Here is a 25,031-nt window from a genome sequence, read left to right on the forward strand (position 1 = left end):
GCACCCGTATGACCACCGACCCCCGGAACAGCGCCGCCCTGCCCGCCCCGCTGACGCTCGCCCAGCTCCCCACCTCCGTGTGGGTCACCGCCCAGCAGGACGCCCGCAACCAGCGCCGAGGCCGCTACACCCCGGCCTCCGCCGCCCACCCCGCCAAGATGCTCCCGGCGATCGCCCGCCACGCCGTCGCCACCTACACCGCCCCCGGCGACCTCGTCCTGGACCCGATGTGCGGCATCGGCACCACCCTGGTCGAAGCCGTCCACCTCGGCCGCGACGCCGCCGGTGTCGAACTCGAAGGCCGCTGGACCGCCGTGGCCAGGGCCAACCTCCAGCAGGCCCGCACCGCCGGAGCCACCGGCCGCGCGCGCGTGCGCACCGGCGACGCCCGCCGCGCCCACACCGTCATCGGCGCCGAGCACTACGGCCGCGCCCGGCTCCTGCTCACCTCCCCGCCCTACGGCGCCTCCGTCCACGGCCAGGTCCGCTCCACCCGCGAGAGCGGCCGGCCCGGCATCGGCAAGTTCGACACCACCTACGGCGACCACCCCGCCAACCTCGCCCACGCCCCCACCGACGACCTGCTGGAGGCGTTCACCGCCATCCTCACCAGCTGCCTGCCGCTGCTCGCCCCGCGCGCCTATGTCGCCGTCACCGCCCGGCCCTGGCGCCACCACGGCGAACTCGTCGACCTGCCCGCGGCCGTCATCGCCGCCGGACAGGCCGCCGGCCTCGTCCCCGTCGAGCGCTGCATCGCCCTGCTCGCCGGGGTCCGCGACGGCCACCTGGTGGCCCGGCCCTCGTTCTTCCAGCTCAAGAACGTCCGCGCCGCCCGCACCGCAGGCGTGCCCATGCACCTGATCGTTCACGAGGACGTCCTCGTCTTCCAAACGGTGAAGCCACAGGTCACGGGCCATGAGAACCGGCCGGACACCGCTCACCGGCGGTCCGCGTGAGCAGCATGAACGCCAGCGGCAGGCCGGGTCACCCCGGCCTGTCAGGCCCCATCCCGGCGACCGGTAGGCAGGGCGGGAAGGGAACCAGCGCCGCGGCGGCCGACTCTACCCATCCTGACAACCCTGGCAGCCCCGCGGCCCCTGGTCCGGTTCAGCCCGACCCCGGCGGGGGCCTGGCCAGTCTTCTCGGTCTGCCGCAGCCCGGTGCCTCGGTAGCGCAGCCGTCGGTACGCCGCCCCCAGCAGCGCCACCCAGCCTCCGCCCGGGCCGCCCAGCAGACCTCGTCTCAAGCCGGATCCGCCGGTGAACCCTGTCCGGCTCCTGGCCATCTCCTGCTCACCCCCGAGCAGGCGGCCGCCCTGCTCCAGATTCCCGCCTCGTGGCTGCGCAAGAAAGCCGCCGCCGGGCTGATCCCCTCCACCCTCCTCGGACGCCACCTCCGCTTCAGTCAGCAGGACCTCGACGACATCATCCGGGTCGGCAACAGGCCCCGGAACCACCGGGCCTGAACGACTGTCACATGCGCTTACCAGTCGGGATCTGCGTACAGCGAACATTCGCGGATGGCCTTCCCCTCACCGCCGCCTCCAAGCGTCCATGGCAACACCGACCCGCGACCGCGGGTCGGTCAGCCCCTTAACCCCGACCGAGAGGCAGGACCCCACCGTGGCCTGGATCGAGAAGCACGGACGCAGCTGGCGCGTGCGTTACCGGAACAGCGACGGCACCACCGGATCCGTCCCCGGCACCTTCACCACCGAGGACGAGGCCCGCACCCACGCCGCATCCTTGGCCACCCCGGCCCCCGCCCCGTCCGTCATCCTCACCCCGCGGCATCTGCCGCCTGTACAGCAGTCCGCGCCTGCATTTACCAGCCCTGCCGAGACGGTGCCGACTACACCCCCGCCCGGCTCCACCCGCCCGACCGTTGCACAGTGGATCGAGGAGTGGTGGGACACCATCGACATCGGCGACAACACTCTCGCCCAGTACCGCAGCATCACCAAGAACCACATCCTGCCCCGCTGGGGCACCACCCCTGTCACCGAAGTCACCAGTGCCGACGTCGCCAAGTGGACCAAGCAGCTGCGCGAGCGCTACAAGCCGGCAACCGTCAGCGGCATCCGCAAGCTCTTCTCCCTGATCATGGCTGATGCAGCCGACAACGGCCTGCGCGACAGCAACCCCGTCCGCCCCCGTAACCGCGGCCGCGGGCGCACCGAGCCCCGGACCGAACGGGTATGGGCCACCGAGTACGAGGTCAACGAGATCGCCCGCCGCATCCTCACCCTCGCTGGACCCAACCAGGCCCTCCTCGTCATCACGGCCGCCTACACCGGCATGCGCTGGGGTGAACTCGCCGGCCTCCGCCGAGAGCGCTGCCGCACCGGAGCTCCCAACCCCTGCATCATCATCGATCCCGAAGTTGGAGCCCTGCACGAGGTCAACGGCGAGCTCTCGTACGGCCAGCCCAAGACCGCCAGCAGCGCCCGAACCGTCACCCTCCCGCCGTTCCTCGCCTCGCTCCTCGCCGCCGAACTCGCCCGCACCAGCACCCCGCCCGTCTTCACCACCATCAGGGGCAAGCACCTGCGCCGCTCCGGCTTCCAACGCCGCGTATGGGCCCCTGCCGTCAACGGCACCACCCTCCCCGACGGCACTGTATGGAAGCCGATCAAGCCCGGCCTCACCTTCCACGGCCTGCGCCACTCGCACAAGACCTGGATGATCGAGGACGGCATCCCCGGCGTCGCCCAGGCCCGCCGCCTCGGCCACCGACTCCAGGACAAAATCGACGACGTCTACTCCCACGTCGCCGCCAGCGTCGAACAGCGCCTCCTCGCCGCCCTCGAAGCCCGCTGGCAGCGTGCTCTCCGACCAGCTGCCGAGGTCTCCCCCGAATGAGGCTTCAGGGAACAGCAAGATCGCTACCAGGCTGTGTGCCTGATCACTCACTAACCGCCTCGGACCCGCAGCGGCGATTGTCAGTCCCATGTGAGACGGTCGCTGTTTCGGTCCAGGGTACAGACGGAGCAGCGTCGCGGTCAGCGCATCGGCGCGCCTCTGCGAGACTAGGACCCCTGTGCACGGTAGGAAGGACGGGAACAACCCCATGGGCAGCGACGGCGCCAAGCTGACATCGATCGAGATCTGCGCCGGTGCAGGCGGCCAGGCGGTCGGACTCCACGCCGCCGGGTTCCGGCATCTCGCCCTCGTCGAGATCGACACGCACGCTGTCGAGACGCTCCAGTGGAACATCAAGGACCGCCCGGCGAAGCCGGACGACCCCTGGGGCTGGGAGCGCGAGCACTGCTTGATCCACGAGGGCGACGTGAAGGACTTCAGGCCCCTCGAGAAGATCCCCGGCTTGGAGCCGCGGAAGCTCGACCTCCTCGCTGGCGGTGTCCCATGTCCTCCCTTCTCGATCGCCGGCAAGCAGCTCGGCCAGGATGACGAGCGCGACCTCTTTCCGCGGATGCTCCAGCTTGTGGAAGAACTGCAGCCCCGCGCTGTCATGATCGAAAACGTCCGCGGCCTTCTGGAGCCTGCTCACAAGTTCCGCTCTTACCGGAAGCAGATCCTTCAGCAGCTCCGCAACGCCGGCGACGACGGTTATGTCGTCTGCGGATGGGAGGTTTTGGAGGCCGCCAGTTTCGGGGTGCCGCAGCTTCGCCCCCGCGCCATCCTGGTCGCGATCCGAAAGGACTGCTGGCGGCGCTTCACCTGGCCGAAGGAGAGCAACATCGGCGGCAAGACCGTCTTCGAGGTGCTCGATCCCAGCATGCGGCGGCGCTACGGCATCCGAGTCAAGACTGCGCCTGGGCTCGACACGCCAGCACTGCGGGCACTCGCGGAGCAGAAGTACGACGAGTGGAGGAAGAAGGCGAGGGCAGCGGTTCCTGGTGTGGCGCCGACTCTCGTCGGCGGGTCCAAGAAGCACGGTGGCGCAGACCTCGGCCCGACCCGCGCGAAAGCGGCATGGAAGAAGGACTTCGGTGTCGACGCGCTCGGTGTCGCCAACGACGAGAAGACCCCTGATGTCGGCCGAGACCTCCTCGGACCGAACGGCCCGATGCTCACGGTCAAGCAGGCTGCACTCATCCAGGGCTTCCCGCAAAACTGGGAATTCAAGGGCCGCAAGACCGCAGGCTACCGACAGGTCGGCAACGCTTTCCCACCGCCAGTCGCAGAAGCCGTAGCCCGCGCCATCGCTGAAGCCCTCGAGCTGCCAGAGAGCGAGACGCCCGACCCTGAACCGCAGCTCGACGACGACCTGTACGACAGCGAGCCTGCCCTGGAGCTTCCGCTGTCCCTCGGGGACGCCGCACAGCTTCCCTCGCCGCGGGATTGCGCTGAGGCTGGCGCACATCCCGGGGTGGTGGACCTGAGCCCGGAGCCTCCCTCTGCGGCAGTCGCCGAGTAGCGGCCCACGGTACGGCGGGGAAGAACCTAACACCAAGCCGAGCTGCCCGCGCCGCCCCGGGCAATCAGCCCGTGGGCGGCGCAGGCGCGATACCTCCCCGCCGCCCCTCAGCACGCCGCTGCTTCCGCTCTGCGAGCTCCTCCCGGCGTGCCGACACCGCAGCCACTACAGCAGCCGCACACTCTGCAGGCGGCTGATGCTCCCAGAACCGCAGTACCAGCCACCCTTCCTCGGCGAGTCGCTCGTCGGTATCCCGGTCGCGGGTAACGTTCCCGCCGATCTTCGACTCCCAGTAGGCCGGATTCGTCTTTGGGGGCACGAAGTGCTCCGGGCATCCATGCCAGAAGCAGCCATCGATGAAAACGGCAACGCGGACCGGCCGAAACACCAGGTCAGCTGTGCGCCGCATCTTCGGCAGCGGCTTCGCCGCAACCCTGTACCGTAGCCCGGCCGCGTGCACCATCGAGCGCAGTGCCAGCTCCGGTGATGTGTCCCGGCTGCGGTTCCCAAGCATGCTGCGCCGATTTGCCGCCGATGATGCCCACGATCCCTCGGGCGCCGTCCAGGCCTCGGCGTTCGTATTGGAGGACTCAGCAGTGCTCATATCTCCGGCAGCTTCGGTACGAATTCCTCGGGGTCGTCTGGCAAGGCTTGCGTCCACTGCTCGCCGCTGAGCTTGACCCATGGTGCATCTCCATGGTGGGGCCTGAGACGCGCCAGCCGCACACTCACCAACTCCCCGGACAGCGGCACCGGCAGACCCAGCTGCTGCGCTACTGCGCCGTGGCTCGAGTAGTGGCCGAGAATCACGATCCCGCGAGGCTGTAGTCGGGAACGCGATCCACCGTTGTAGCGGACCCGCTTCATGTAGTCCTCCTGCATTGCCACAGTGGCCACCACAGTCCGACTGATCCGCCGCCGCTGCGCGCGTATGAACAGCTCGTCGATGCGGCGCTGGCCCGATTGGTGCCGGAAGACGGCCGCGACGTCATCCGGTGACAGCCGGAGGAGCATGTTGTCCTGCAACGGGGCGTCGTCGAACAACCAGCGCACGGCCTTCCGTCCGGTAGCGCTGAGTGTCCGCTTGGCATCGCGGTTGCCACCAGAGTTGAGCACCCCTGGATCCGCTCGAACGAGCCCCGCGCACCAGGCTGAGTCGTTGTCGTTCGCCCAGACGACCAGCAGAAGCTCGCCGTGCGCCTCCGGTGGGATCATCCATCCGCCGCGGGTCTGCGAGAACTTGCAGTCCACGTCCACGCCGGCGATCCGATAGTCCATTCTCTCGCCGTCACCGAACCCGAACTCCCGCTGCAGGTTGATCTCGATCAGAGTTCCAAGGTGGGCCTTCTCCGTCTTATAGAGCTGGTCCCACCGGAAGCGCCCAGTGTGCTGGCCGTCCAGCAGCATGTCGATGCTCCGCCGCACGGTGGCCGCGAAGCGGCGGCCCTCCGGGTCCTCATCCAAGATCAGCTTGGCAACAGCCTCCAGCTCCGAGTCGCGCCCGGGCGTGTTCGAGAAGAGGCTCGGCTGTTCGGCATCGAGTCCGTGATCCACATTGAGAGGGTATCGGGCACGCGTCCGCTCCGAGCATCAAATACGCACGCTGAGGGCGGGAGTGGGAGACTCTCCGGCGTGATCCGAGAACCTGCTGAACTCGCTATCGACGCGGAAGGCCGCGTGACACTCCCTATGGGCCTCCTGGCGGAGGCCGGCTTGGACGTAGGCGCCCGGCTGCTCGCCTACAGCGATGGTGATGGCCGCATCGTGCTGCAGCGTGAGGCTGATGCGATCAACCACCTATTGGAACTTGGAGACCTCTGACTCCGGCCAAGCGCCACACTCGGTCGGAGATCAACTGAGCCGTATGGACGGGGGGCTCTGGTAAGCCCAGTCCATGCGGCACGGCCCACGGCCGCGGCCGGCCGCGCGCAGGCAGAGCCCAATTCGGCCCGCGGCCCCAGGAGCCACCTTCCAGCGCTCGCGTCAAGGACGCAGACGATCGTGGATGGCGCCAGCAATGGCCGAAGCCAGGCCAACCGGAACCGCGTTCCCGATCTGGCGAGCGATCTCAATCTTCGTTCCGCACCACTTGTAATCCTCGGGGAATCCCTGGATCAATGCGGCTTCGAAGTGAGTAATCGGGCGGTGGTTGAACGGATGGAGATATCTGCCCTTTTCCGGCTTGAAGAATTCAGTCCTGATGGTTACGGAGGGGCGGTCTATGTGAAGCCGCCCCATGACATCGGCGGATCCGCTGTTATGCGCGTCCCAAGAAGCTGTTGAAAGCTTATGCTCGCGCCCGTTAATGACGGCCGCCTTCCCGCGAAGGTCATAACGGTTTCCGCCAGGGGGAATGGCTGCGTACCGGGCGAGGGAAAGAGCAGTCGGGTTCCTGCCGACGTGCAGTTCAGAGGTGCGGTACAGGCCAGGCACGCTAATGCCCGGCAGGACTTCTACCGAGCGGCGCGGCAAGTCGGTGCCTGTGATCTGCTTCTCTGCAGATCGGGAGAAGACGCCTGCCACGGCCTCCCAAGGCTTTAGGACGGCCTCATCCGGGGCGCTGAAGAGTGTGAGATCGGTCGATCTGTAGGGGAGTCCAGGGTTCTTGCCATGTGAGGGAATCGGATGAATGACAGGCTTCAGGTCATTGCGCGTCCCAATGACTATGGTGCGGCGTCGGGCCTGGGGGACCCCGTAATCCGCGGCGTTGAGGATACCAGTCTCCAGCCGGTAGTGATCGAGTGGGCCTCCAGGCTCTGTGGCCGCCGTCAGCGCGTTGAACTCGGGCGATTGCTTGAAGCGTTCCACGTTCTCCAGGACGAAGACCTTCGGCTGGATTGTGGCGACGACCCGGAGGTACTCCTTCCATAGGAGATTTCGCGGGTCATCCGGGCGTCCTGAGCCGAGCTGAGAGAACCCCTGGCACGGCGGCCCCCCGACCACGACGTCTACAATGCTCGCAAAGGGGTGAGCGTCGAATGAGGCGATATCGTTGGCGTGTACATAGGCGGACTCGAAGTTCGCGGCGTAGGTGCTGGCCGCGGCACGGTCGAACTCCACTGCCGCGACTGGGAGAAACTCTGCCGCCCTGGGATCCGCTTGGGAAAATGAGTGGAAACCGGCCGCGAAGCCGCCACCGCCAGAGAATAGGTCGATGATGTGGATCGGATTGCGAGCGGAGCTGTGAGATCCTGGCATTAAGACTGGAACCTGTCCAACAATGTCGGAGGGATTTGTCTGAGACTTGGCTAATGCTGAGACTGGAGGTTGATCACGTCCGGGGTTGGAAATTGGTGAGTGAGCCACGAACGGACTGCCTCTGCCGTCGCAAAACCGTGCTGCCGCAGTAGCTCCGTGATGTCGCGTCCGCAGATTAGGACGATCGGATGCCCATCGGCACGGACCTCTTCCTGGAACTGCCGGTTGAAGTGCGAAGTGGTGACCAGGACGCCGAAGTTGCGGTGGCGAAGGCGAGAAATCAGTCTGCTTCCTTCACGGATCCCGACTGAGTTGCTCGTCTTGTAGAGCTTGGCTTCGAGCGCAAAGTCGATTGCAATTCGGTCAGCCGATGGCCCGAGGTGGTACTTGCCGATTGCGTCCCGGCCGCCATCCCGGCTTCGCCGCGTGATGTCGACCTGGCCGGTGGCCGGCGCGAGGAGTCGCCAGAGGGCAACCGCGCACGCCTCGAAGTCGTGCTCCCTTCCCCGGAAGTGCTCGCGGATTGCCTCCAGCACGGCCTGGCCTTCCGGGTCGGTCGGCAGTTGCTCGGCCTGGCTGCGGATGAGCGTGGTGACCGGGGCAGTGAGCGGTGAATAGGAGCGTGTCTGCACCCAGGCCTGCCAAGCGGGTGGGCAGTCGCCGGTCAGAGGGTCGCCGCCGGAGCGGAGGTGATCGATCCAGCCGCGGGAGACCACCGGGTGATCGAGGACGGTGAAGCGCGCGCGGTAGTTCTGGAATCGCCGACCGGCTGTGGTCCGCCACACGGCCGCGAGCTCATCGTCTGAGGTCAACGCAGGTCCCCCTGGCGCGAGCAGGCCGCGGAAGCGAACGTCTCGCCCCTTCGTCGCAGCCTTCTCAAAGAGCAGGAACGGCGGGACCCGGCGGCGCTGCTCCGGCGCTTCGTGGGAGGCGGCGAAGATGTCCCTCAGCAGAAGGTTTCCCTTGCGGCTGGTGCCATGGAGCTCGTGGCCCGGCGTGCGGTTGTCGCCGTAGTAGGTGAACGCCCCCGTCTGGGGGTCGAGCGCATCCGGCCAGTCGGGCTGATCCCCGGTCGTGTAGAGGATGACGAGACGTACATCGCCGCGTAGCGGGGATCCCACGTATCGGAAACCGCCCTGGTTGCCCACACCGCGGACGAGTTTGGCGATCGGATCGTCCCCGCTGTTGCCGCTCGTGCCGCCCTGGTACAGCGCATCCACCTGGAGGTCAGCCTCCTGTAGCTGACCGAATGCCACCGCATGCTTCCCCGGCGTAGCAATAGGAGCGTTTGGCGCGGCCACGAAGTTCTCCACGTCTGTTAGGAGGTCAGACGACCCTCGGCTTGTTCGGCTCAGACGGCAGTCTGCACCACACCACTGACAGTCCGTCTCGATGGCAGCTGCCTCGCCCGGTTCAGGGGCGGATCCATAGCTGACGGATCTACAGACCTCTGCTGCATAGGATCTGTTCGGGCCTGCCGCGACGGACAGCTCAGCCGCTGCGCGGAGGCCGCCTTGACCGCCTACCGATGCTCGGAAGGAAACGTGGTATGGCAGCACCAGACTGGCTCGGCGAACTCCTTGCGTGGAAAAAGGCCGACAACAAGAAGGTGGTCGCAGCCTGCGGCGGACCATGGGCGCCGAACATCTCCGACGTGGACAACATGACCAGCATGCGCATAGCCAAGTCGGTCCTAGACGCCCTTGGCGTCACCCGCAAGGTGAGCGCGAACTCTGCTGACGCCAAGGAAGAGAGTCGGGGTGCAGCACTCGAGAATGCCGTGACGGCTGAGCTCGCCCACAAGCTGCCCAGCCTTGATCCCGCACGTCCCTGGGCCGTCAAGCGCGGGGAAGACGTCAGGACGTTCGAGCAGTACCAGCACCTCGCAGAGCTGCGCGAGCTCCTCTCCGAAGTTCCGAGCCTGCGCGTGACTCTTGGAACGGACTACCAGATCGCCCCCGACATCACCGTGGCACTCGACGTGCCCGGTCGGCCGCTGCACGCCGTGGTCTCCTGCAAGTGGACGCTTCGCTCCGACCGCGCGCAGAACGTGCGGCACGAGTTCAACCTGCTCGTCCGGTCCCGCCGCGGCCGCACGCCCCACCTGGTTGCTGTCACCGCGGAGCCTCTGCCCAGCCGCCTTGCTTCACTCACCCGCGGCACCGGCGAGATCGATGCGGTCTATCACCTCGCCTTCGAGGAGACCCGGGAAGCCGTGGAGACTTACGGCGCCACCCGGTCCAAGAAGAGCGAGCCCAGCCAACTGGAGCTGTGGCAGGAGATGACGGAGCAGAACCGGTTGAAGGACTACAACGACCTGGTATACGACCTCATCCGGATCTGACTATCCGGCACGACGACAGTTTGCGGGAAGTAGATTGATCACTGCCGTATGTCTTCGATAGAAGCCAGGCCGATGCCGCAACTCGTTGGCGGGACGGCGCTGTTGTTGTCGGCGGTGCGCTCAACTCTGCGGCAGTCAGCTTCTTGCTCAGGATTTGCTCACCGAGGAGGAGTGCACCGCCGCGGACCGCAGAGGAAGGGGGAGCACGCTGGCCGCGTCGAAGCGCTCGCTGCTGTGGCGGGCAGTGTCGGAGTTCACCCAGCAGCTTGATGCGGAAGGACGCAGCATCCAGCTGCGGCTGTGTGCCGAGGCGGCCCGCGCGCTGAGGGAGGCCTGCTCTGGCACGTCCTATTACCGCCACATCGTGGTCGACGAGGCTCAGGACCTCCATCCGGCATAGCAGCGCCTGCTGCGCGCCGCCGTGGCGGAGGGGCCGGACGACAGCTTTGCGGGAGCGCCGGTGGCCCACAACCACAGCCGGACCTCTCCTTCTCCCGCGCGCGTCCACGGCCGTACGCTTGGCCCCTTGGCGACGCGTGGTCCGCTGCCACTTTCCAGCTCGGCATTACCGCGCATTTGGAATGATCCGCGTTGAGCGGCCCTTTCCGAACCGGCGCTCGGCGGCATACGCTGATCGGCCAGTGCCGCCGTGATCACTGGGGAGGAGCAATGCTCAAGACCTGTGGATCAGCCTCGGGAAGGCATGCGGAGGGCGTACCTTCCCGAATGATCCTGTGATGGTCATCGAGTAGGCCCGCGTTGCAGCGCGGGTCGGGAAGGCACGCCCGTGCTCAGCGTAGTCACTGCCGACGGTTCCACCGAGTCCGGCTCCCTGATCGACGAGATCGTTCGCGAGGGCGCCAGGCGCATGCTCGCCGCCGCGCTGGAGGCGGAAGTCAACAGTACATAGCCGAGTTGGCCGCCGAACGGGACGAGCGCGGGCACCGCTTGGTGGTTCGCAACGGTCACCACCAGCCCCGCACCGTGGTCACCGCCGCCGGGCCGGTCGAGGTCACCGCGCCCCGGGTGGACGACCGCCGCGTGGACGAGGCCACCGGCGAGCGCAAGCGGTTCTCCTCCAGGATCCTGGCTCCGTGGTGCCGCAAGTCCCCGAAGATCTCCGAGGTGTTGCCGCTGCTCTACCTGCACGGACTGTCCTCGGGAGACTTCGTGCCGGCACTGGAGCAGTTCCTCGGCTCGTCCGCCGGGCTGTCGCCGGCGACGGTGACCCGGCTGACCAGGCAGTGGCAGGACGACCACGCCGCCTTCCAGCAGCGCGACCTGTCGGACCGCGACTTCGTCTACGTGTGGGCGGACGGCGTGCACCCCAAGGTCCGGCTCGGCCAGGCCCACTCGTGCGTGCTGGTGCTGCTCGGGGTTCGGCTGGACGGCACCAAGGAGCTGATCGCGCTCGCGGACGGGCTGCGGGAGTCCACCGAGTCGTGGGCCGACCTGCTGCGCGACTGCCGCCGACGCGGCATGCGGGACCCCGAACTCGTCGTCGGCGGTGGTGCGATGGGCCTGTGGAAGGCGCTGGGGGAGGTGTTCCCCGCCGCCCGTCACCAGCGCTGCTGGGTCCACAAGGCCCGAAATGTCACGAACGCCCTGCCGAAGTCCGCACAGCCGGGCGCCACGAAGGCGATGCAGGAGATCTACAACGCCGAGGACCGCGCCCACGCCGAGAAGGCCATCGAGGCGTTCGCGAAGACCTACGGCACCAAGTGGCCCAAGGCCGTCGCGAAGATCGCCGGTGACGCCGAGGAGCTCCTGGCGTTCTACGACTTCCCGGCCGAGCACTGGATCCACCTGCGGACCACGAATCCCCATCGAGTCCACGTTCTCCACGGTCAAGCTCCGGACCAAGGTCACCCGCGGCGCCGGCAGCCCGGCCGCGGCCCTGGCGATGGTGTTCAAGCTGGTCGAGTCCGCCCAGGGCCGATGGCGCGCGATCACCGGCGCCCACCTCGTCCCGCTCGTCCGGGCCGGAGCCCGCTTCGAACGCGGTCAGCTGGTCGAACGCGACGAGCCGCAAGCCGCATGACGACCAAACGTCTGTTCGGATGAGCCGATATCCTTCCAAAGTGGATCACCCCGCCCAGCAGTACTACAACCCGAACCTCACCGCAGCCGAGGAACGTGCCCTACTGCGGCGCAACTACCTCGTGCTCATGACCGGGCAGGCCGCGCTGGGCCTCATCGGGGCAGACATGCTCGGCATCGCTGTCGAAGGCCGGCTGGACGCCGTCGTTCTCCACTTCGCCATCACTACTCGCACCGCCGCGATCGAAGAAGACATCGATGACATTGCCTTCGGGCTCCGGGCGTTCCTCGCTGGCGGGCCCGAACAACACTCACCGATCATCAGCCGGGTCCACGCCGGTCGACCCGACGCCACCTGGCCGGGGCGGTCACACACCCTCCTCTACCTCGCTAAGCCCCAGGGCGAGTAGATCAATCCACAGGTCTTGACAATTTCTCTCCTGCCGGGCTCTGACACGCCAAGCGGCCACGACGTCGGCCGGACGGCCCGTGCACCGATTTTCCCGCACTCGGGGCGGCGTCCGCAGGACCCTCGGTTTGCTCATTGGGAGGCGTCTCCTGTTCCGGAGGTGCCCGGCCAAACGTCACATAGCCGGGAAGAATAGGAGCATCGGTTTCAGATGCTGTTCCGATGGGTTTCTACTTGCGCCCCTGGAAATTAGGCTTTAAGCAATCCAGCTTTGACCATATTGCGCGGGTCTTGCGGCGCTCCGTTGTCATGCATCTTCAGAACGGCCGCCGCTTTCCTGGCATGCTACGGTCCCCTTTGGATTTCACCGCCAGGTAAGTCAGGTGACCCAAGAACTTCCTCCGAGTTCATCCCGGATACTCCGGGGATACAACAAATCGCCTCGCGGCGCACGGTGCTCATAAACGGTCTTCCACGGCCCGAACCGCTCCGGCAGGTCACGCCAGTGAGCCCCGGTCCGCACCCGGTGCAGAATCCCGTTGATCACCTGCCGGTGATCACGCCACCGCCCGCACCGACCGTTGCTCACCGGCAGGAACGGCCGCAGCCGCTCCCACTCCGCGTCCGACAGATCCCCGCGTTTGCCCCGCCCCATACATGGGGCAATGATCCGACCAGCCGACAGTCACATGATCGACCGGCGGTTCCTAGTCGTGATACGCCGCCGCGACCACGACCAGCGAGTCAGCATCAGCCACCGCTACCTCGGTCACCGACCCCGGGGCTGCGGCTGAGGCACTAAACGACAACGTTCCTGCACAACCGCAGAACCCCACCCGAGGATTCTTCCACAATTCCTTCTCGAAGCAGAAGCTGAACAACACTTAGGATGCGATCGAAATACTCGTCTTTCCTGCTGTTATAGATTGCCCCCGAAAGATCGGCGACGTCTGCAAGGGATATCTCTATCCCATTCTCTAGCAGAAAGCAGATAAGCTCGCCATCCAGCCTAATTTTCCAGTCGTCAACAAGTCCGTCGACCTTAATTTCAGCCTCAGCCCAAGAGTGACTGACGGGCTCTCCGCCACTGAGGAGGACTGGGCATCTGTTGATCAAGGAAATGAAGAAGGTTCGCACTTTGGCCCACGGGATCGGCTTTTCGGGCACCTGCAGTTCATGATCCCCAGGCGTCGCCAGTTCCCGACCCTCAGATTCCGAATATTCCCGGTCCTTCCTAACCTCATTAATCGCATCTCTAATTAGCTTCGGGACCGTACGTTTCTGCCCGGCCAGATTTTCGATCTTCTCATAAACGTCCAGCCTGATCTGCTGGAAGGGGCCAAATCCAGATTTCCTAAGTGCAGTTATGAACTCATCCGACCTCCTCGAATAAATTTCATGCCTGTGCAATTTTGATCGCGCCGGTTCAGGTGACGTGCTGCGCATTTGGAATCGACTTATTGGGGCTATCTGTTGAGCGTGCTCCTGTCCCTTTAGTGTCAAGGAAATGAATGGGTTCGGATCCCCAGCCTTACCCTGCTGAACCACAAGGCCATCTTCTATGGCTGGCTCAACTACCCTAGAGATGAACCCCGCCTTGGACGACTCCGTCCCCTGTCGACTTCGGAATCTGTCATCATAACCTTGTAGTATTGATCTTATGTCACTTCTTCGGACGGGGCTATCAAAGTTCGCCAGCGCCGATACGACATGGTCAACGATATCTTGGCGCGGCATGAAACTTTCCGGCCATCGAGCATATTCGTTACCCTGGGAAGCGCCACCTACAAACCTCGCCAGGGGCCAGTACGAGATATTGCTGGACGGGTTTACTGATAGGTTCTCGACTTGCTGCCGGGCGCTGGGCCGAAAAGAGGTTACAACGACAGGCTCTTTCGTGGTGGCAGCATACGTGATCGTCTCTGCAACTGTGGCCGCTGCTTTCCCCTCGCTAATGTCCACCGGTAATGAGATGAACTCCACGGCGGGATCGTCCACGACAACCCGACCGCGCTGCGTCTCCAGCACTACGACTTCGACAGTGTTGGACTCATTGCGGTTGGTAGATTTTAGGAAGTTTTCGAGGATCTGACGTTCAATACCTTCACGCGCTCGCGTCAAGTCAACTATGTAATGCGTCATGAGAGCGCCCTCGACGAGGCCGAGAGTGCTCATCCTGGGTAGCCCAGGATGAGCACTCAACGTTTGTGACTCAACCTCACATTCCGTTCGGCTTCTTACTACATGCCCAGTTGATGGCTGTCCCAGCAAGCAGAGCCCAGAGAGGGTTTAGAGTCTGCTCCGGGTAGCGCTGAGACACCAGGGCGACTACAACAAGAAGCGCCGATATGAGGAAGAGTTCAGCGTTGCGGTCCAATGCCCGTCCCACTTTCTTCAGAAGATCGCATGATTCTCTGTTATGGTCAGGGGACTTTGACTAAACGACTGGGCATCTTGCGCATATTCTGACTGTGAATGTGCATGACCGACTTTGACTCGGCGGGAGCGTGCCCCGCACACCTCGAGTCTAAGAACCAGCGGTCCCGGATGCATCCAGGGCGGTCTTGACATGTCCGGCTGAGGGTGGCTCCTGGGAGGCTGTGCCAGGTCTGGGGTGAACGCCTTCGGCGCCGACTGACCGCCGCCGAGTCGAGTCAGCGGACGATGCGCAGGTGCCGCCTCCTCGGGATCGTCCAGCCTGTCTGCCGCGCGCTTGTATTCGTGCTGACGGGGTTGCACATCCGGATGGCCCGGCTGGACGGCGAGAACGCCTTCGTGAGGGCTATCGATCCGCCAGCGCTGCGGCCTGGCTGGAGTGAGAGCCAATTGTGTCTTGTGCGCACCAGACACAGCAACTCTGTTGCTGCGGCGGCGACTCATCTGTGACGGTGTTGTCGTGACTGGTGAAGCAGGCGGGGCGGCAGAAGCCGGCGGAGCGGCGGAAGCTCTCGCCTCCGTACTATCAGCGGCCCGGAGGGAGGCAGGGATGTCCCGCGCTCAGCTAGCGGACGCTGCTGGCGTTGACCGCAGCACGCTGTCGCGTCTGGAGCGCGGCCTGTACCCTCACCGCCTCAGCACGCAGACGATCGAGGCGCTCACTCGCGTTCTTGCTTGCGGAAGCCAGCTGTTTGAGGCGGCTGGGCTGCCGACGCGTACCGCCCAGGACCTCACCCGCGACCCGGCGCTCAGCCGCGCCTTTGCGGACGGCCCTGCAGCGCGGCGCGCCCTGCGGCGCCTTCACCTTACTGATCTTGCTGAATCCGCTGTCGCGCCCGCTCTGCATTCGGACGGGATGGCGGTCGACGCCCAGAGACTGTGGGCATCCGCGCGCAAGAGCCGTGGCCAGCCGCCCGCCCCGGCGCCGCGCACCGGCCCGGGGCGGGAATCAGGAACAGCGTCGGGCAGCCGCTTCCAGATCGCGCACGCCGCAGCCCACGTCCTGCTCGGGACGGCCTGCGGATGGCCTTACGGGACCGACCCCGAGTGGGAGGCCACCGAACTCGCCGGGCTCCTGCTCGCACCGCCCAGGCTGCTCACCTCAGCCGTGCGTGCCGCCTTCAACTCGGACGTCGACCCGTGGGACTCGGACACTGGCGGGCTCGTCGCGTCTGTGGCCGAGCGCTTGCTCATCCCCGGCTGGCTCGCGGCCTACCGGCTCGGGGACTTCCCCGATATCCACCTGCACCTCCTTTCCGATGATGAGGAGCCAGCATGAACAGCGCCCAGGACCCCTTTGACCGGTCGCTGCCCAGCCCCTTGGCAGCTCTGGCTGCCTTGCGAGCAGCCGGCGAGGACAGCGTCGTTGCGACGGACCGGCTCTCGACCCGCCAGCGCGCCATGTACGTCCGCACGCGCGTCGACGAGGAGCTGGCACGGGAGATCCAGACGTCCGGCTGGCTGCGCCTCGTGCTGCTGACAGGCAGCGCAGGGGGAGGCAAAAGTGCGCTGATCCGTCAGCTCAAGGACGGTCTGCCGCCGGGGACACTGACGCGGGTCGTCGAAGACGCCACGCATGCAGACAGCCCCAACAAGCGGCAGACCGAACGGCTCGCCGGAGTCCTTGCGGGCTTCCAATCCGGTGTCCCGCCCCACGGAGACATCACCGTCATCGCCGCCAACACTGGCCTTCTGCTCGAACTGCACCGCGAATTCGCCGAGCATGGCCAGGAGGCGCTGGCCAGTGTCGTTGCCTACGCCCTTGAGGTACTCGGCGTCCCCGGCAGGCGTCCCCTAGGGCAGGACCGCAGGGCTGAGCTCGCCGACGCGGTCCTTGTCGTCGATCTGGACCAGCGCCCGACGAGCGGCGGGGAGCAGCACCTCCTGCGCAGGATGCTGCGCTCCCTGGATCCCAGTGATCCGAAGGGAGTCCTGGAGGGGGCAGAGCGCTGTCGGACCTGCACGGTCGCGGGCTGGTGCGCGCCGAGGACCAATGCTGAGCTGCTCGCCGACGACCGGATCGGGAAGTCACTCGACGAGGCAGTGGAGCAGATCGCACTGCGCCGCGGCCGCGACGTGGCACCCCGCCAGCTATGGGATGCAGTAGGCGAACTGGCGCTGGGCGGTATCAGCTTGGAAGGCGACCCGTGCGACGCCGTCGCGCGCATCGCGCACAGAGAAGATGCAGCAGCCGTGTGGCAGGCGCTGCTCCCCAACGGCGCTCTTGCCGCCCCCCAGGGAGACCTGACCCGGGAGCTGGCGGACCTTGATCCCTCGTACCGGCCCAGCGACGAGGCCCACGCGGTCATGGCTGCCGTCGGTATCGCTCCGCAGGAGGACGCGCAGGGGCTTGAGCGCCTGCTGGCAGCGCCTGAGGGACAGCGGCTCGCGGTCCGGACGGCGGCGCGCGCCTTGAGAGAGGGGAGCACCGAGGAGGCTGCGCGGGGGCTCGTGCGGGCGCACTGGCTGTGCGGGCGCATCACCCTGGACTCGGTCATCCCTGCGGCGTTCGAGGAAGCGCTCGCCGGAGCAGCTGATGCGGAGGACCAGCTGATCGACGTGGCCTGCCAGGGCCTGGTCAGCGCATTCGGCCGGGAGGCAGAGCACAAGGCCTACCTGCCGACCGAGAGCCTGGCGGAGAGCCGGGAAGCCCGTGTCCTGGTCCAGATCGACCTCGACCGCGAAGTCGAACTGCTCGAGGACCGCGCTCGGAAGCTCAACCCCCGAGGATCTGCGGTGGTCGGATTGCGGCCGCTGGCGGCCCGTCTGCGGATCGGCAGGTCGGTTGTCCGGCTGGACCTTCCCCTCTACAGGCTCCTAGAAGCGGCCTCCCAGGGCGCGCTTGCGGCGACGGTCGACGTCGAGCGCTTCCACGCCCTGCGGTACGCCGCGGAGCGGCTGGGCAGGTCGGCAGCTGAGCACCAGGACCGTCCGCTGCTGGTGACCTATGACGGCCAGGGGGCCGCATTCGTGGTGGCGCAGACCTCGCGCCGAGGCCAGCAGCGCCTCAAGATCGAGAAGGTGGCGTGAGATGAGTGAAGGCTATTCGGAACTGCAGCGCCTGGCGGACAGCCTGCCCGGCGCCGCCCTGGGGGTGACCCTGCAGGGCAGTACGATCGCCGTTGCAGGGGCAGGCGGGATGCCGGTTCCCCAGAAGGCTGCCGACTGGCTCAAGCACGAGGCGCCCGCGGTGTGGCCGAACACGCCCCATGGCGAGGTCCGGCACACCCTGCTCTTCGGCGTAGTCAGGGACGCCGGCGAGCTCCATGCGAAGCTGCCTCTGGACACAGAGCTGCGCGAGGCCCTCGCCCGCGAATTGCCGGGTGAATCGCCTCAACAGCGCGAGGCCCTCTCAGCGGCCATGCGGTCGAAGTTCTGGACCACGGCGGCCGCCCGCCGCGCCAGCGACAACGAGCGGCAGTACCTGTTGCCGCTGCACGCCAGCCTGCCGCTGTCGTTCCAGCAGTCGGCCGGCACCGGCGGAAAGGCCGCCTTCCGCTACAAGATGTTCCGCGGAAGCCTTCTCCCCTTCCTCCTAAGCAGCCCGTCCGACGGCGTCGACCGGGACCTGCTGGACCGGGTCCTTGCCATCTTCAGCGACGACCGGGATTTGACCGTCATTGACCGGAAGGTCCTGGAGATCGCCGCCGAGATCTCCCCTGGAGCCGAAGCGCTCCAGGCCGACGTGCTGATCGCAAACTCAGAGAGGGCGCTGCGGGGTCTGGAGTACGCCGGAGGCGCGTTCTGTGCCCCCTCCCTGGACCAGTTCCGCAGCGATCTGGACCAGGTCCTCACGCTCGACCTGCCGCGCAGGGATCTGATCCACAAGCTGACGCTGCTTCTGGCGCTTCACCTGACTGGACGCCTGTACCGGGCCGGCCTGGTACTGGGTCTTCGTCTGGACCGGTGTGTAGCCCTGTTCCCCGGAGGCAGCGAGGCCTATCCGGCGGACGCGTCCTGCGCCGTGACCTGCAACGGCCAGTTGGAACGCTGCGACCTCGCGGGACGGATGCGCTTCCGCACAGGCTCGGGAGGATTCCGGGCGGTGAAGCTGTCGGAATCGTGCGTGTCGAGCTACCGGGAACTGACGAGCAGCTACCTGCTGCCGCTGCCCGTCACGATCAGCACATCGAACCTTGCGCGCGAAGCACTCGCAGCGGTCGGCGGCCCTGAGCTGGCGCCGGCAGACCTGGAAGGCCTGCACGCGGCACTGGCCGACGACAGCGCCCTGCGGGAACAATTCGACGCGGTCGTCCGGTTGCTGGCCGTCTGCCGCCGCTACCAGCTGCGGGGCAACAGCGCCGCGGGGGCGGCCGTCCCCGACCACCTGCCCGGCCTCCATGCCTTGCGGCTGGCCCTGCTTGAGAGCCGCAGGACCACTATGCGCCGCGAGGGCCGGGACGTGGTCCACCAGCTCGCCAAGGATGTCCGCACCGGACGCCTGATCGCCAACAACGGGACTGCCGCTGTCTTCTTCGAGGTCGACGAAGACATGCTGCACCTGCTCGTGCGTGTCTGCTGCGGCGACAGCCTCATCCCCTACGCCGAGTTCCTACACCGCCTGCGCCGCTACGGACTGGCTCCGCAGAGCCCGGCCGAAGAACAGCAGCTCCAGTCGGCCCTTGCCCGGCTGGGCATGCTCGAGCGCTACTCCGACGCAGACGAGAGCGCGTACGTCCACCACCCCGACACCAGCAGCGAGGATGACCAGTGACCGAGAACGGAGCGTCCACAGCTGCCGCGGCCATTGCTTCGGCACTGAAGGAAGCCGCTGCGCAGAGCACCGGGCACCGACGCCTCTACTTGCGCGACCACCTGTCCGTTTCGCCCGCCGCAGTGTTCGACGCCATGGAAGCCGACCTCACAGTAGAGGTCACCGTCGGCGCTGACACTCCGGCCCGGATGGCAGCGTCACAGGTGGGGACGGCGCTGCTGATCCCCTACCTGGTCGACCCCGGAAGGCCGGGCCCCAACCGGGGTCTGCGCGGCTACGCGGGCACGCTGCGGACGGACTTTGCCGCTCAGGCGGAAGCCGAGACGCCCTTCGTCCTGCTCATCCTTGACCAGCACCCGTTCGAGACTGTCCTTACGGCAGCGGAGGATGCGGCCCGGCTGCCCCAGCTGCGCTGGTCCTCCCTGGTCGGACGGATCGCCCAGGGGGTCCAGGGGCCCGCGTCCAGTGCCATCGCCTGCGTCGCCGACGACCTCGGCCGTTTGCCGGAGGAGCTTCGCGAGGGCGACCTGCTGGACGAGTTCGCGGCATTCGCTGCAGCTGACTGGGACACTGCCGAGCATGCTGGCCGGGCACTGGCGGGCCTGAAGCTGTATCTGGCCGACACCCAGCCCACACCGGAGCGGCTCCGCCAGTCCCGCGAGTGGCGCAAGTGGCTTGAGACATGGTCGCGCCCGGACCGCGACCTGACGGCGGAACTCGTCCGCTATGCCGGTGAGATGACGCCGGGGATCGAGAAGGTCCTGGATGCACGCGGCGTCAGCGGCCTCAACTGGCAGGGATTCACACTCAGTGACCTCCCCTCGCGCCAGGACAAGTCGCCGGCAGCGATCGTCTCTCCGGCGCAACTCCATGGAGTGCGGTCCTTCCTGCCGAACGGGGGCTCGGTCGCCGCCTGGATGGGCATCGGTGACGGGTCCATCGCAGTGAGCTTCACTGGAACCGCGCGCGGACTGTCCGCTTCCGCCCGCGTGCGGTGGGCGGGGCGGACCCCAGAGCCGGTCACCATCGACCAGGCCGACCTGGTGATCCGCATCAACGTCCCCAGTGAGGGGACAACTGGATGGAATTTCGGACACCTTGAACTGCGCCGAGGCCAGCACCTGGACCTCGCGGTCTTCCGAGGAGAAGGCGACTGGTTCCCCGTCGAGCGGAACCTGGAACTGGACACGCTGGCCGAGGCGTTCATCGCCGCCGACCCGCCGAGCATCGCCGCTGTGGGCCCGGACGGCGTCGTTGTCGGCAACGCTGCCATGAGCACCCCTCTGGACGAACAAGACGAGCGGGTCGAGGCCACCGTGTCATTCGGCGGCAAGCAGCAGCAGATCCCTCTCATCACCGATGCCGACCCCGACGTGCCCCCGCCGGTCGGGCAGGGTGATGCACCGGGAGACGGCGAAGGGCCGACCGAAGACGAGAACCCGGAGGAGGGCACCGGGGACCGCCCGGGCCCGGACGACGAGGACGACCCTTGGCCGGTGCCGCACGGGCCGGTCGCCACAGGAACGCACGCACTCCTGGAGTTCGCTAGTGCCAGGGCCGGATCCGGCCTGCCGATCCAGCCGGATCTGCTGGAATTCCGAGGCGGCGACAGCCCAGGGTTCTCCGGAGGGGGGATCAACCGGCCGCTTGAGCCGCAGATGCTCGGGCACGGGCTGGACGGCCTGGCGCTCGAACGCGACATCCTCAACCGGCCCAGGGCGCTGGCATTCTCCGTCGTGCGCGAAGGCAGAGCGCTACGGCTCGTACCGGACCGGGTCCTTGAGTCACTCAGCCTCGATTCCCTGCCCGCCTCCAGCGTCCAGGCATTCTTCGCGGCGCGGGAAGCCTTCTTCGCTGCGCTGGCTGGCAAGGGCTCTGTCCACGCCCTGCTGTGCGGTACCGCGTTGCAGGAGGCCCGCGCCTACGTCAGCGCCTACCAGGAACTATTGCTGTCTGTTCCGGTGCCGGGTCGCTACGAACCCGAATACGACCGGCTCCTGCTGTGTGATCTCGTCGCCGATTCCCATGCTGGGCAGCGCTGGCTCGCCCCAACCAACCCGGTCACCGTCGCCTGGGCCCTGGAACTCGCGGACAAGGCCGAAGAGTGGGCGATGCAGGGGACCCAGTTGCCCACCCGGGACCTCGACGCGCTGACCCCGGCCTTCCTCCTGCCGTTGCTGCACCATGAGCAGCACTGGTGGGAGACCGATACCAGGTCGCCGCGCCTGTGGCGCCGCTACCAGCCGCTGAGCGCATCCCTGGCCCTTGGTAACGGAGACCCGCGGACCATCACACGCCGCCTTGACAAGTTCCTGGCGGTCTTCCCCATCTACAAGGACCCCCGCCAGCGCCTCGCCGTCGCTGTTCACGAGCCCGGAGACGCCGACAGCGTGGCCGACGCGCTGCGGGCCTTCTACGGCGCCGAACGGCGCCCCGAGGCCTCCCTGGTCAAGCCCGGCATGGATATCACCGTCTACTCAACGGACGGGCTCGTTCCTGAGGAGCTCGCCCGCCTCGTGGCGACCGACAACGACGACGACATAGACAAGTTCGTGCGGAGCCGGATCAGCCTGGCCTGTCGCAGCACAGAGGAACGGCCCTCGTTCGCGCACCTGTCCTTCGTCTTCCGCTCACCGGCACAGCGCGAACCACGGATCGCCGCAATAGGGGAGCGCGCACCGACCACCTGGATTGCAGGACTGGCGGCCGGACCCGGCCGCTACGCGCGCATCGGTGCCAACCAGATGGAGTTCGCGTCCGGCCTGTTCGCGGACCCCCTGCGCCAGCCGCTGGGCCCGCTGCTCACGCGCACCCTGGAGCTCGTCGGAGGGCAGCCCCGGGGCATGCTCGCCGACGGAGCCACGCAGGTGACGACCACCGTCATCGCCAAGGGCGCCATGGAGCCGGTCTACGCCTCCAGTGTGTGGACGACCCACGCTGACCGGTTGATGGGGCCGGAGGCGTTCGCCTCGGACGCTGAGAGCGCGCCGAGCATCGTCGACTTCGACGACCGAAGCGGTTACTGGCAGGCCGGCCTGGACAGCATCACGGTTACCGAGCGCATGGAACCCTACCGGGTCGCCCTAGGGCGTGCGTTCGCTGACAGGGCCAGTCTGGAACCCAGCGCGCTGGGCGGCCTCATCAGGCTCGGCAATGCCGTCAGCGGGCAGTGGAACCTTGACCTGCTATCGCTGGACGACAACAGGGTCCGCGAGCGTGTGGGCGTCCTCGCGGCCGTCGCGGCTCTGCGTGACCTGGACGGAGCCTTCGGGCTGCCGCAGGGCGAGGACGACCTCGGTGGGATCCTGGTGTCGCTGGAGGAGCTGTTCCGCCTGCTCAAGGGCAGCGGTGTCCCCCGTCCCTCGGCTCGCCTATGCGACGACTTGCTGTACATGCGCGTCTTTGCACAGGAAGAGGGCCGCATCCAGCTGCGGTGCCGCCTGATTGAGGTCAAGTACGCGCAGCAGGGCCGACCTGACCTTGCTGTTGCGCGCGCAGAGGTGGAGGCGACGCAGGCCTGGCTCAGGGACCTGTACAACCGGCAGGGGCCAGCCATGGCATTCCGGGCCCGGGACCTGTCTGAGTTCATCCGGATCGCAGCGGCGAGGAACACGAGCTTCGGGCTGCCGGGCCCGACGAGCACGAGGGTGGAAGGGCTCGCCGCGGCCGTCGCGGAAGGGAAGTTCGACCTGGACTTCGGGTTCACCGCGGGGGGCCAGCGGCTGACCGGCGACGTGATCAGTCTCGAACTGGACAGCCCCCTGCTTGCCCACCGCCAGCGCCTGCCCGGCGACGGTGCGACGGCGATGGGCTACATCCGTCTTGGGGCGCCCGCCCTCCAGCGGCTGGCGGCAGGCGAGGAGCTGAGCCGGCCCCAAGGCTGGGCAGCCGTCGCCTTCCCTGCTCCGCCGAGCAGCCCGCCCCAGGAGGGCGAAGGCGGTACAGGAGGGGTAGCCCCCGAGCCCTCCGCACCCAGCTCGCCCCCGGGCCAGGGCCATGCCGAGCCGCCTGCCAGCTCTGCCCGCACCATTGGCCAGACACCGCCCGCATCCGCGGCCGAGGTCGCGCACGACTCCGCGGAATTGGAGCGGGAAGTCGCCACGAAGGCTGCGGAACTGGACGATGCCGCTGCCAAGTACGAGCTGAACTTGGCGCCCTTCGACACCGCGGCGGCCCAGGTCGGCCCGTCGGTGATCCGCTACCGCACCCGGCTGCTGGGCAAGCAGACCATTGCGGGGGTACGCAGCAAGGCCCTGGACATCGGCCGTGAGATCGGCGTGGCCGAAGGTGTGCTGGTCGACCAGGAGCCCTACTTCCTCACTGTAGACGTCCCGCGTAGCGCACGGGTCGTCGTACCGCTGGAGGCGGCCCTGGGCCGCCTCCAGCAAGTCCAGGAGCCCGGCGCGCTGCCGTTCCTCCTGGGCGTCGCGCCCAGCGGCGAGGTCAGCGTGCAGGACCTTGCTCGCCTGCCCCACCTGCTAGTCGCCGGCGCCACAGGATCAGGCAAGAGCGTGCTGCTGCGCGGGCTGCTGTGCTGCCTAGCCCGCGCCCGCAGCCCCCAGCAACTCAAAATCATGATCATCGACCCGAAGCAGGTCGATTTCATGCCCTTCGAGGACATGCCGCACCTGGTTGATGGCCGGATCATCACCGACCCGGCCGAGGCGATCGCCGTTCTTGCGGACACCCTCGAAGCAGAGGTCAGCGAGCGGCGCGCCAAGCTCAAGGCCGTCGGAGCGACCAGCGCCCTGGAGTTCTACGAGATGGGGCATGCCCTCGAAGAACTCCCGCAGATGGTCATCCTCATTGACGAGTTCGCGGACCTGGCAGGCAGCCTGCAGCGCCGAGACCGGCAGTCGTTCATGGGACTCATCCAGAGGTTCGGCCAGCTCACTCGAGCGTTCGGCATCTACCTGGTCCTCGCGACCCAGAGGCCGAGTGTCCAGGTGATCACCGGCGACATCAAAGCCAACCTCACAGCCCGCGTCGCGCTCAAGATGCAGTCAGCAGTCGACAGCACGACCATCCTCGGCCGGGGTGGCGCTGAGTCACTGCGCGACCGCGGCGACCTGCTGTTCGACCACGGCGGAGCCACCCAGCGACTGCAGGCGTTCTTCACCACCCTCGACGACGTACGGGCCGCGACGTCCACCTGGACGTGAGGGCAGCCAAGACCGGTCGTCCCCGGCCTGCGCGTCCAGAGGGACGCGCAGGCCGGGGACGGCAGACGGCCTGGAACTGACGGCGAAGACGGAGCTCTGCCTCTCGGCAATGGGGGTCAAGGGGCCAGAGGTTCACCGGGCGGATTCGGGTCCATCGCCGTGGTTGCGAGCCTGGGGCTCAGGGCTGCATGGCGCCCAGGTGCGTGGATTCGTGTTTAGCGCCCAGCCGCGCCCGACGACGTGCCAACGGTGCGGAACGTCTGGCAACCGCGCGGCGACGCGGGCTGGAGTCCGCGTCTCTCAAAATCCCTGTAGGGAGCTCTGTATGCGAGGAGCATTCTCGAACTA

Annotated in this window: 17 protein-coding genes and 2 pseudogenes; 13 read left to right on the forward strand and 6 right to left on the reverse strand. The window is 67.0% G+C overall.

Annotated features, from left to right (window positions below; all coding sequences use genetic code 11):
* The first annotated feature begins 8 nt into the window (after positions 1-8).
* The 4 genes from ABD353_RS13730 to ABD353_RS13740 all read left to right on the forward strand — a co-directional run bounded on the left by ABD353_RS13730 (position 9) and on the right by ABD353_RS13740 (position 4,380).
* Positions 9-956, forward strand: a complete 948-nt coding sequence (locus ABD353_RS13730; protein WP_344623841.1) for a TRM11 family SAM-dependent methyltransferase — start codon at positions 9-11, stop codon at positions 954-956.
* 5 nt (positions 957-961) lie between these two features.
* Positions 962-1,465: a helix-turn-helix domain-containing protein gene (locus ABD353_RS40410; protein ID WP_425555152.1), complete on the forward strand. Its 504-nt coding sequence runs from the start codon at positions 962-964 to the stop codon at positions 1,463-1,465.
* A gap of 157 nt (positions 1,466-1,622) precedes the next feature.
* Positions 1,623-2,861 (forward strand): tyrosine-type recombinase/integrase, encoded by a 1,239-nt coding sequence (locus ABD353_RS13735; protein ID WP_344623842.1) that lies wholly within the window; start codon positions 1,623-1,625, stop codon positions 2,859-2,861.
* 208 nt (positions 2,862-3,069) lie between these two features.
* Positions 3,070-4,380, forward strand: coding sequence for a DNA cytosine methyltransferase (locus ABD353_RS13740; protein WP_344623843.1), 1,311 nt, complete (start codon positions 3,070-3,072; stop codon positions 4,378-4,380).
* A 64-nt stretch (positions 4,381-4,444) separates the two neighbouring features.
* On the opposite strand, the gene ABD353_RS13745 is transcribed toward ABD353_RS13740, so the two are convergent.
* Both ABD353_RS13745 and ABD353_RS13750 read right to left on the reverse strand, forming a co-directional pair.
* Entirely contained in the window at positions 4,445-4,984 is a 540-nt protein-coding gene (locus ABD353_RS13745) for a very short patch repair endonuclease (RefSeq protein WP_344623844.1), read from the reverse strand.
* Positions 4,981-5,934, reverse strand: a complete 954-nt coding sequence (locus ABD353_RS13750) for a NaeI family type II restriction endonuclease (RefSeq protein ID WP_344623845.1) — start codon at positions 5,932-5,934, stop codon at positions 4,981-4,983. Before ABD353_RS13750 ends, ABD353_RS13745 begins: the two co-directional genes overlap by 4 nt.
* A gap of 78 nt (positions 5,935-6,012) precedes the next feature.
* Between ABD353_RS13750 and ABD353_RS13755 the strand changes: the two genes are divergently transcribed.
* Complete coding sequence (locus ABD353_RS13755) at positions 6,013-6,201, forward strand: AbrB/MazE/SpoVT family DNA-binding domain-containing protein (protein WP_344623846.1); 189 nt, start codon at positions 6,013-6,015, stop codon at positions 6,199-6,201.
* 162 nt (positions 6,202-6,363) lie between these two features.
* Here the strand turns inward: ABD353_RS13755 and ABD353_RS13760 are convergent, their stop codons facing one another.
* The gene (locus ABD353_RS13760; protein ID WP_344623847.1) at positions 6,364-7,578 is read right to left on the reverse strand and encodes a DNA cytosine methyltransferase; all 1,215 of its coding nucleotides are present in this window, start codon (positions 7,576-7,578) and stop codon (positions 6,364-6,366) included.
* A gap of 50 nt (positions 7,579-7,628) precedes the next feature.
* Entirely contained in the window at positions 7,629-8,891 is a 1,263-nt protein-coding gene (locus ABD353_RS13765; RefSeq protein WP_344623848.1) for a restriction endonuclease, read from the reverse strand.
* A gap of 236 nt (positions 8,892-9,127) precedes the next feature.
* On the opposite strand from ABD353_RS13765, the gene ABD353_RS13770 reads away from it, so the two are divergent.
* The 4 genes and pseudogenes from ABD353_RS13770 to ABD353_RS13785 all read left to right on the forward strand — a co-directional run bounded on the left by ABD353_RS13770 (position 9,128) and on the right by ABD353_RS13785 (position 12,372).
* Positions 9,128-9,922, forward strand: coding sequence for an NgoMIV family type II restriction endonuclease (locus ABD353_RS13770; protein ID WP_344623849.1), 795 nt, complete (start codon positions 9,128-9,130; stop codon positions 9,920-9,922).
* 154 nt (positions 9,923-10,076) lie between these two features.
* Entirely contained in the window at positions 10,077-10,322 is a 246-nt protein-coding gene (locus ABD353_RS13775; RefSeq protein WP_344623850.1) for a hypothetical protein, read from the forward strand.
* Positions 10,323-10,709: 387 nt separating this feature from the next.
* Positions 10,710-11,963 (forward strand): annotated as a pseudogene (locus ABD353_RS13780) (IS256 family transposase).
* Between the two features lie 40 nt (positions 11,964-12,003).
* The gene (locus ABD353_RS13785) at positions 12,004-12,372 is read left to right on the forward strand and encodes a hypothetical protein (RefSeq protein WP_344623851.1); all 369 of its coding nucleotides are present in this window, start codon (positions 12,004-12,006) and stop codon (positions 12,370-12,372) included.
* A gap of 447 nt (positions 12,373-12,819) precedes the next feature.
* Here ABD353_RS13785 and ABD353_RS13790 read toward each other — a convergent pair.
* Both ABD353_RS13790 and ABD353_RS13795 read right to left on the reverse strand, forming a co-directional pair.
* Positions 12,820-13,026 (reverse strand): annotated as a pseudogene (locus ABD353_RS13790) (transposase); the annotation flags it as partial.
* A gap of 143 nt (positions 13,027-13,169) precedes the next feature.
* On the reverse strand, positions 13,170-14,546 hold the full coding sequence (locus ABD353_RS13795) for a hypothetical protein (RefSeq protein ID WP_344623852.1): 1,377 nt from the start codon (positions 14,544-14,546) through the stop codon (positions 13,170-13,172).
* 721 nt (positions 14,547-15,267) lie between these two features.
* Between ABD353_RS13795 and ABD353_RS13800 the strand changes: the two genes are divergently transcribed.
* The 4 genes from ABD353_RS13800 to ABD353_RS13815 are packed head-to-tail and all read left to right on the forward strand — an operon-like array spanning position 15,268 to position 24,683.
* The gene (locus ABD353_RS13800; protein ID WP_344623853.1) at positions 15,268-16,086 is read left to right on the forward strand and encodes a helix-turn-helix domain-containing protein; all 819 of its coding nucleotides are present in this window, start codon (positions 15,268-15,270) and stop codon (positions 16,084-16,086) included.
* Positions 16,083-17,837, forward strand: a complete 1,755-nt coding sequence (locus ABD353_RS13805; RefSeq protein ID WP_344623854.1) for a hypothetical protein — start codon at positions 16,083-16,085, stop codon at positions 17,835-17,837. Before ABD353_RS13800 ends, ABD353_RS13805 begins: the two co-directional genes overlap by 4 nt.
* 1 nt (position 17,838) lies before the next feature.
* Positions 17,839-19,521, forward strand: a complete 1,683-nt coding sequence (locus tag ABD353_RS13810; protein ID WP_344623855.1) for a hypothetical protein — start codon at positions 17,839-17,841, stop codon at positions 19,519-19,521.
* Complete coding sequence (locus ABD353_RS13815) at positions 19,518-24,683, forward strand: FtsK/SpoIIIE domain-containing protein (RefSeq protein ID WP_344623856.1); 5,166 nt, start codon at positions 19,518-19,520, stop codon at positions 24,681-24,683. Before ABD353_RS13810 ends, ABD353_RS13815 begins: the two co-directional genes overlap by 4 nt.
* The last annotated feature ends 348 nt before the right edge of the window (positions 24,684-25,031 follow it).

Source organism: Kitasatospora arboriphila, from assembly GCF_039528095.1.
GTDB lineage: Bacteria > Actinomycetota > Actinomycetes > Streptomycetales > Streptomycetaceae > Kitasatospora > Kitasatospora arboriphila.

Coding starts and splice junctions, on each gene's coding strand:
- ABD353_RS13730 (WP_344623841.1), top strand. CDS start 9: ATGACCACCGACCCCCGGAACAGCGCCGCCCTGCCCGCCCCGCTGACG.
- ABD353_RS40410 (WP_425555152.1), top strand. CDS start 962: ATGAACGCCAGCGGCAGGCCGGGTCACCCCGGCCTGTCAGGCCCCATC.
- ABD353_RS13740 (WP_344623843.1), top strand. CDS start 3,070: ATGGGCAGCGACGGCGCCAAGCTGACATCGATCGAGATCTGCGCCGGT.
- ABD353_RS13745 (WP_344623844.1), bottom strand. CDS start 4,984: ATGAGCACTGCTGAGTCCTCCAATACGAACGCCGAGGCCTGGACGGCG.
- ABD353_RS13760 (WP_344623847.1), bottom strand. CDS start 7,578: ATGCCAGGATCTCACAGCTCCGCTCGCAATCCGATCCACATCATCGAC.
- ABD353_RS13770 (WP_344623849.1), top strand. CDS start 9,128: ATGGCAGCACCAGACTGGCTCGGCGAACTCCTTGCGTGGAAAAAGGCC.
- ABD353_RS13795 (WP_344623852.1), bottom strand. CDS start 14,546: ATGAGCACTCTCGGCCTCGTCGAGGGCGCTCTCATGACGCATTACATA.
- ABD353_RS13805 (WP_344623854.1), top strand. CDS start 16,083: ATGAACAGCGCCCAGGACCCCTTTGACCGGTCGCTGCCCAGCCCCTTG.
- ABD353_RS13810 (WP_344623855.1), top strand. CDS start 17,839: ATGAGTGAAGGCTATTCGGAACTGCAGCGCCTGGCGGACAGCCTGCCC.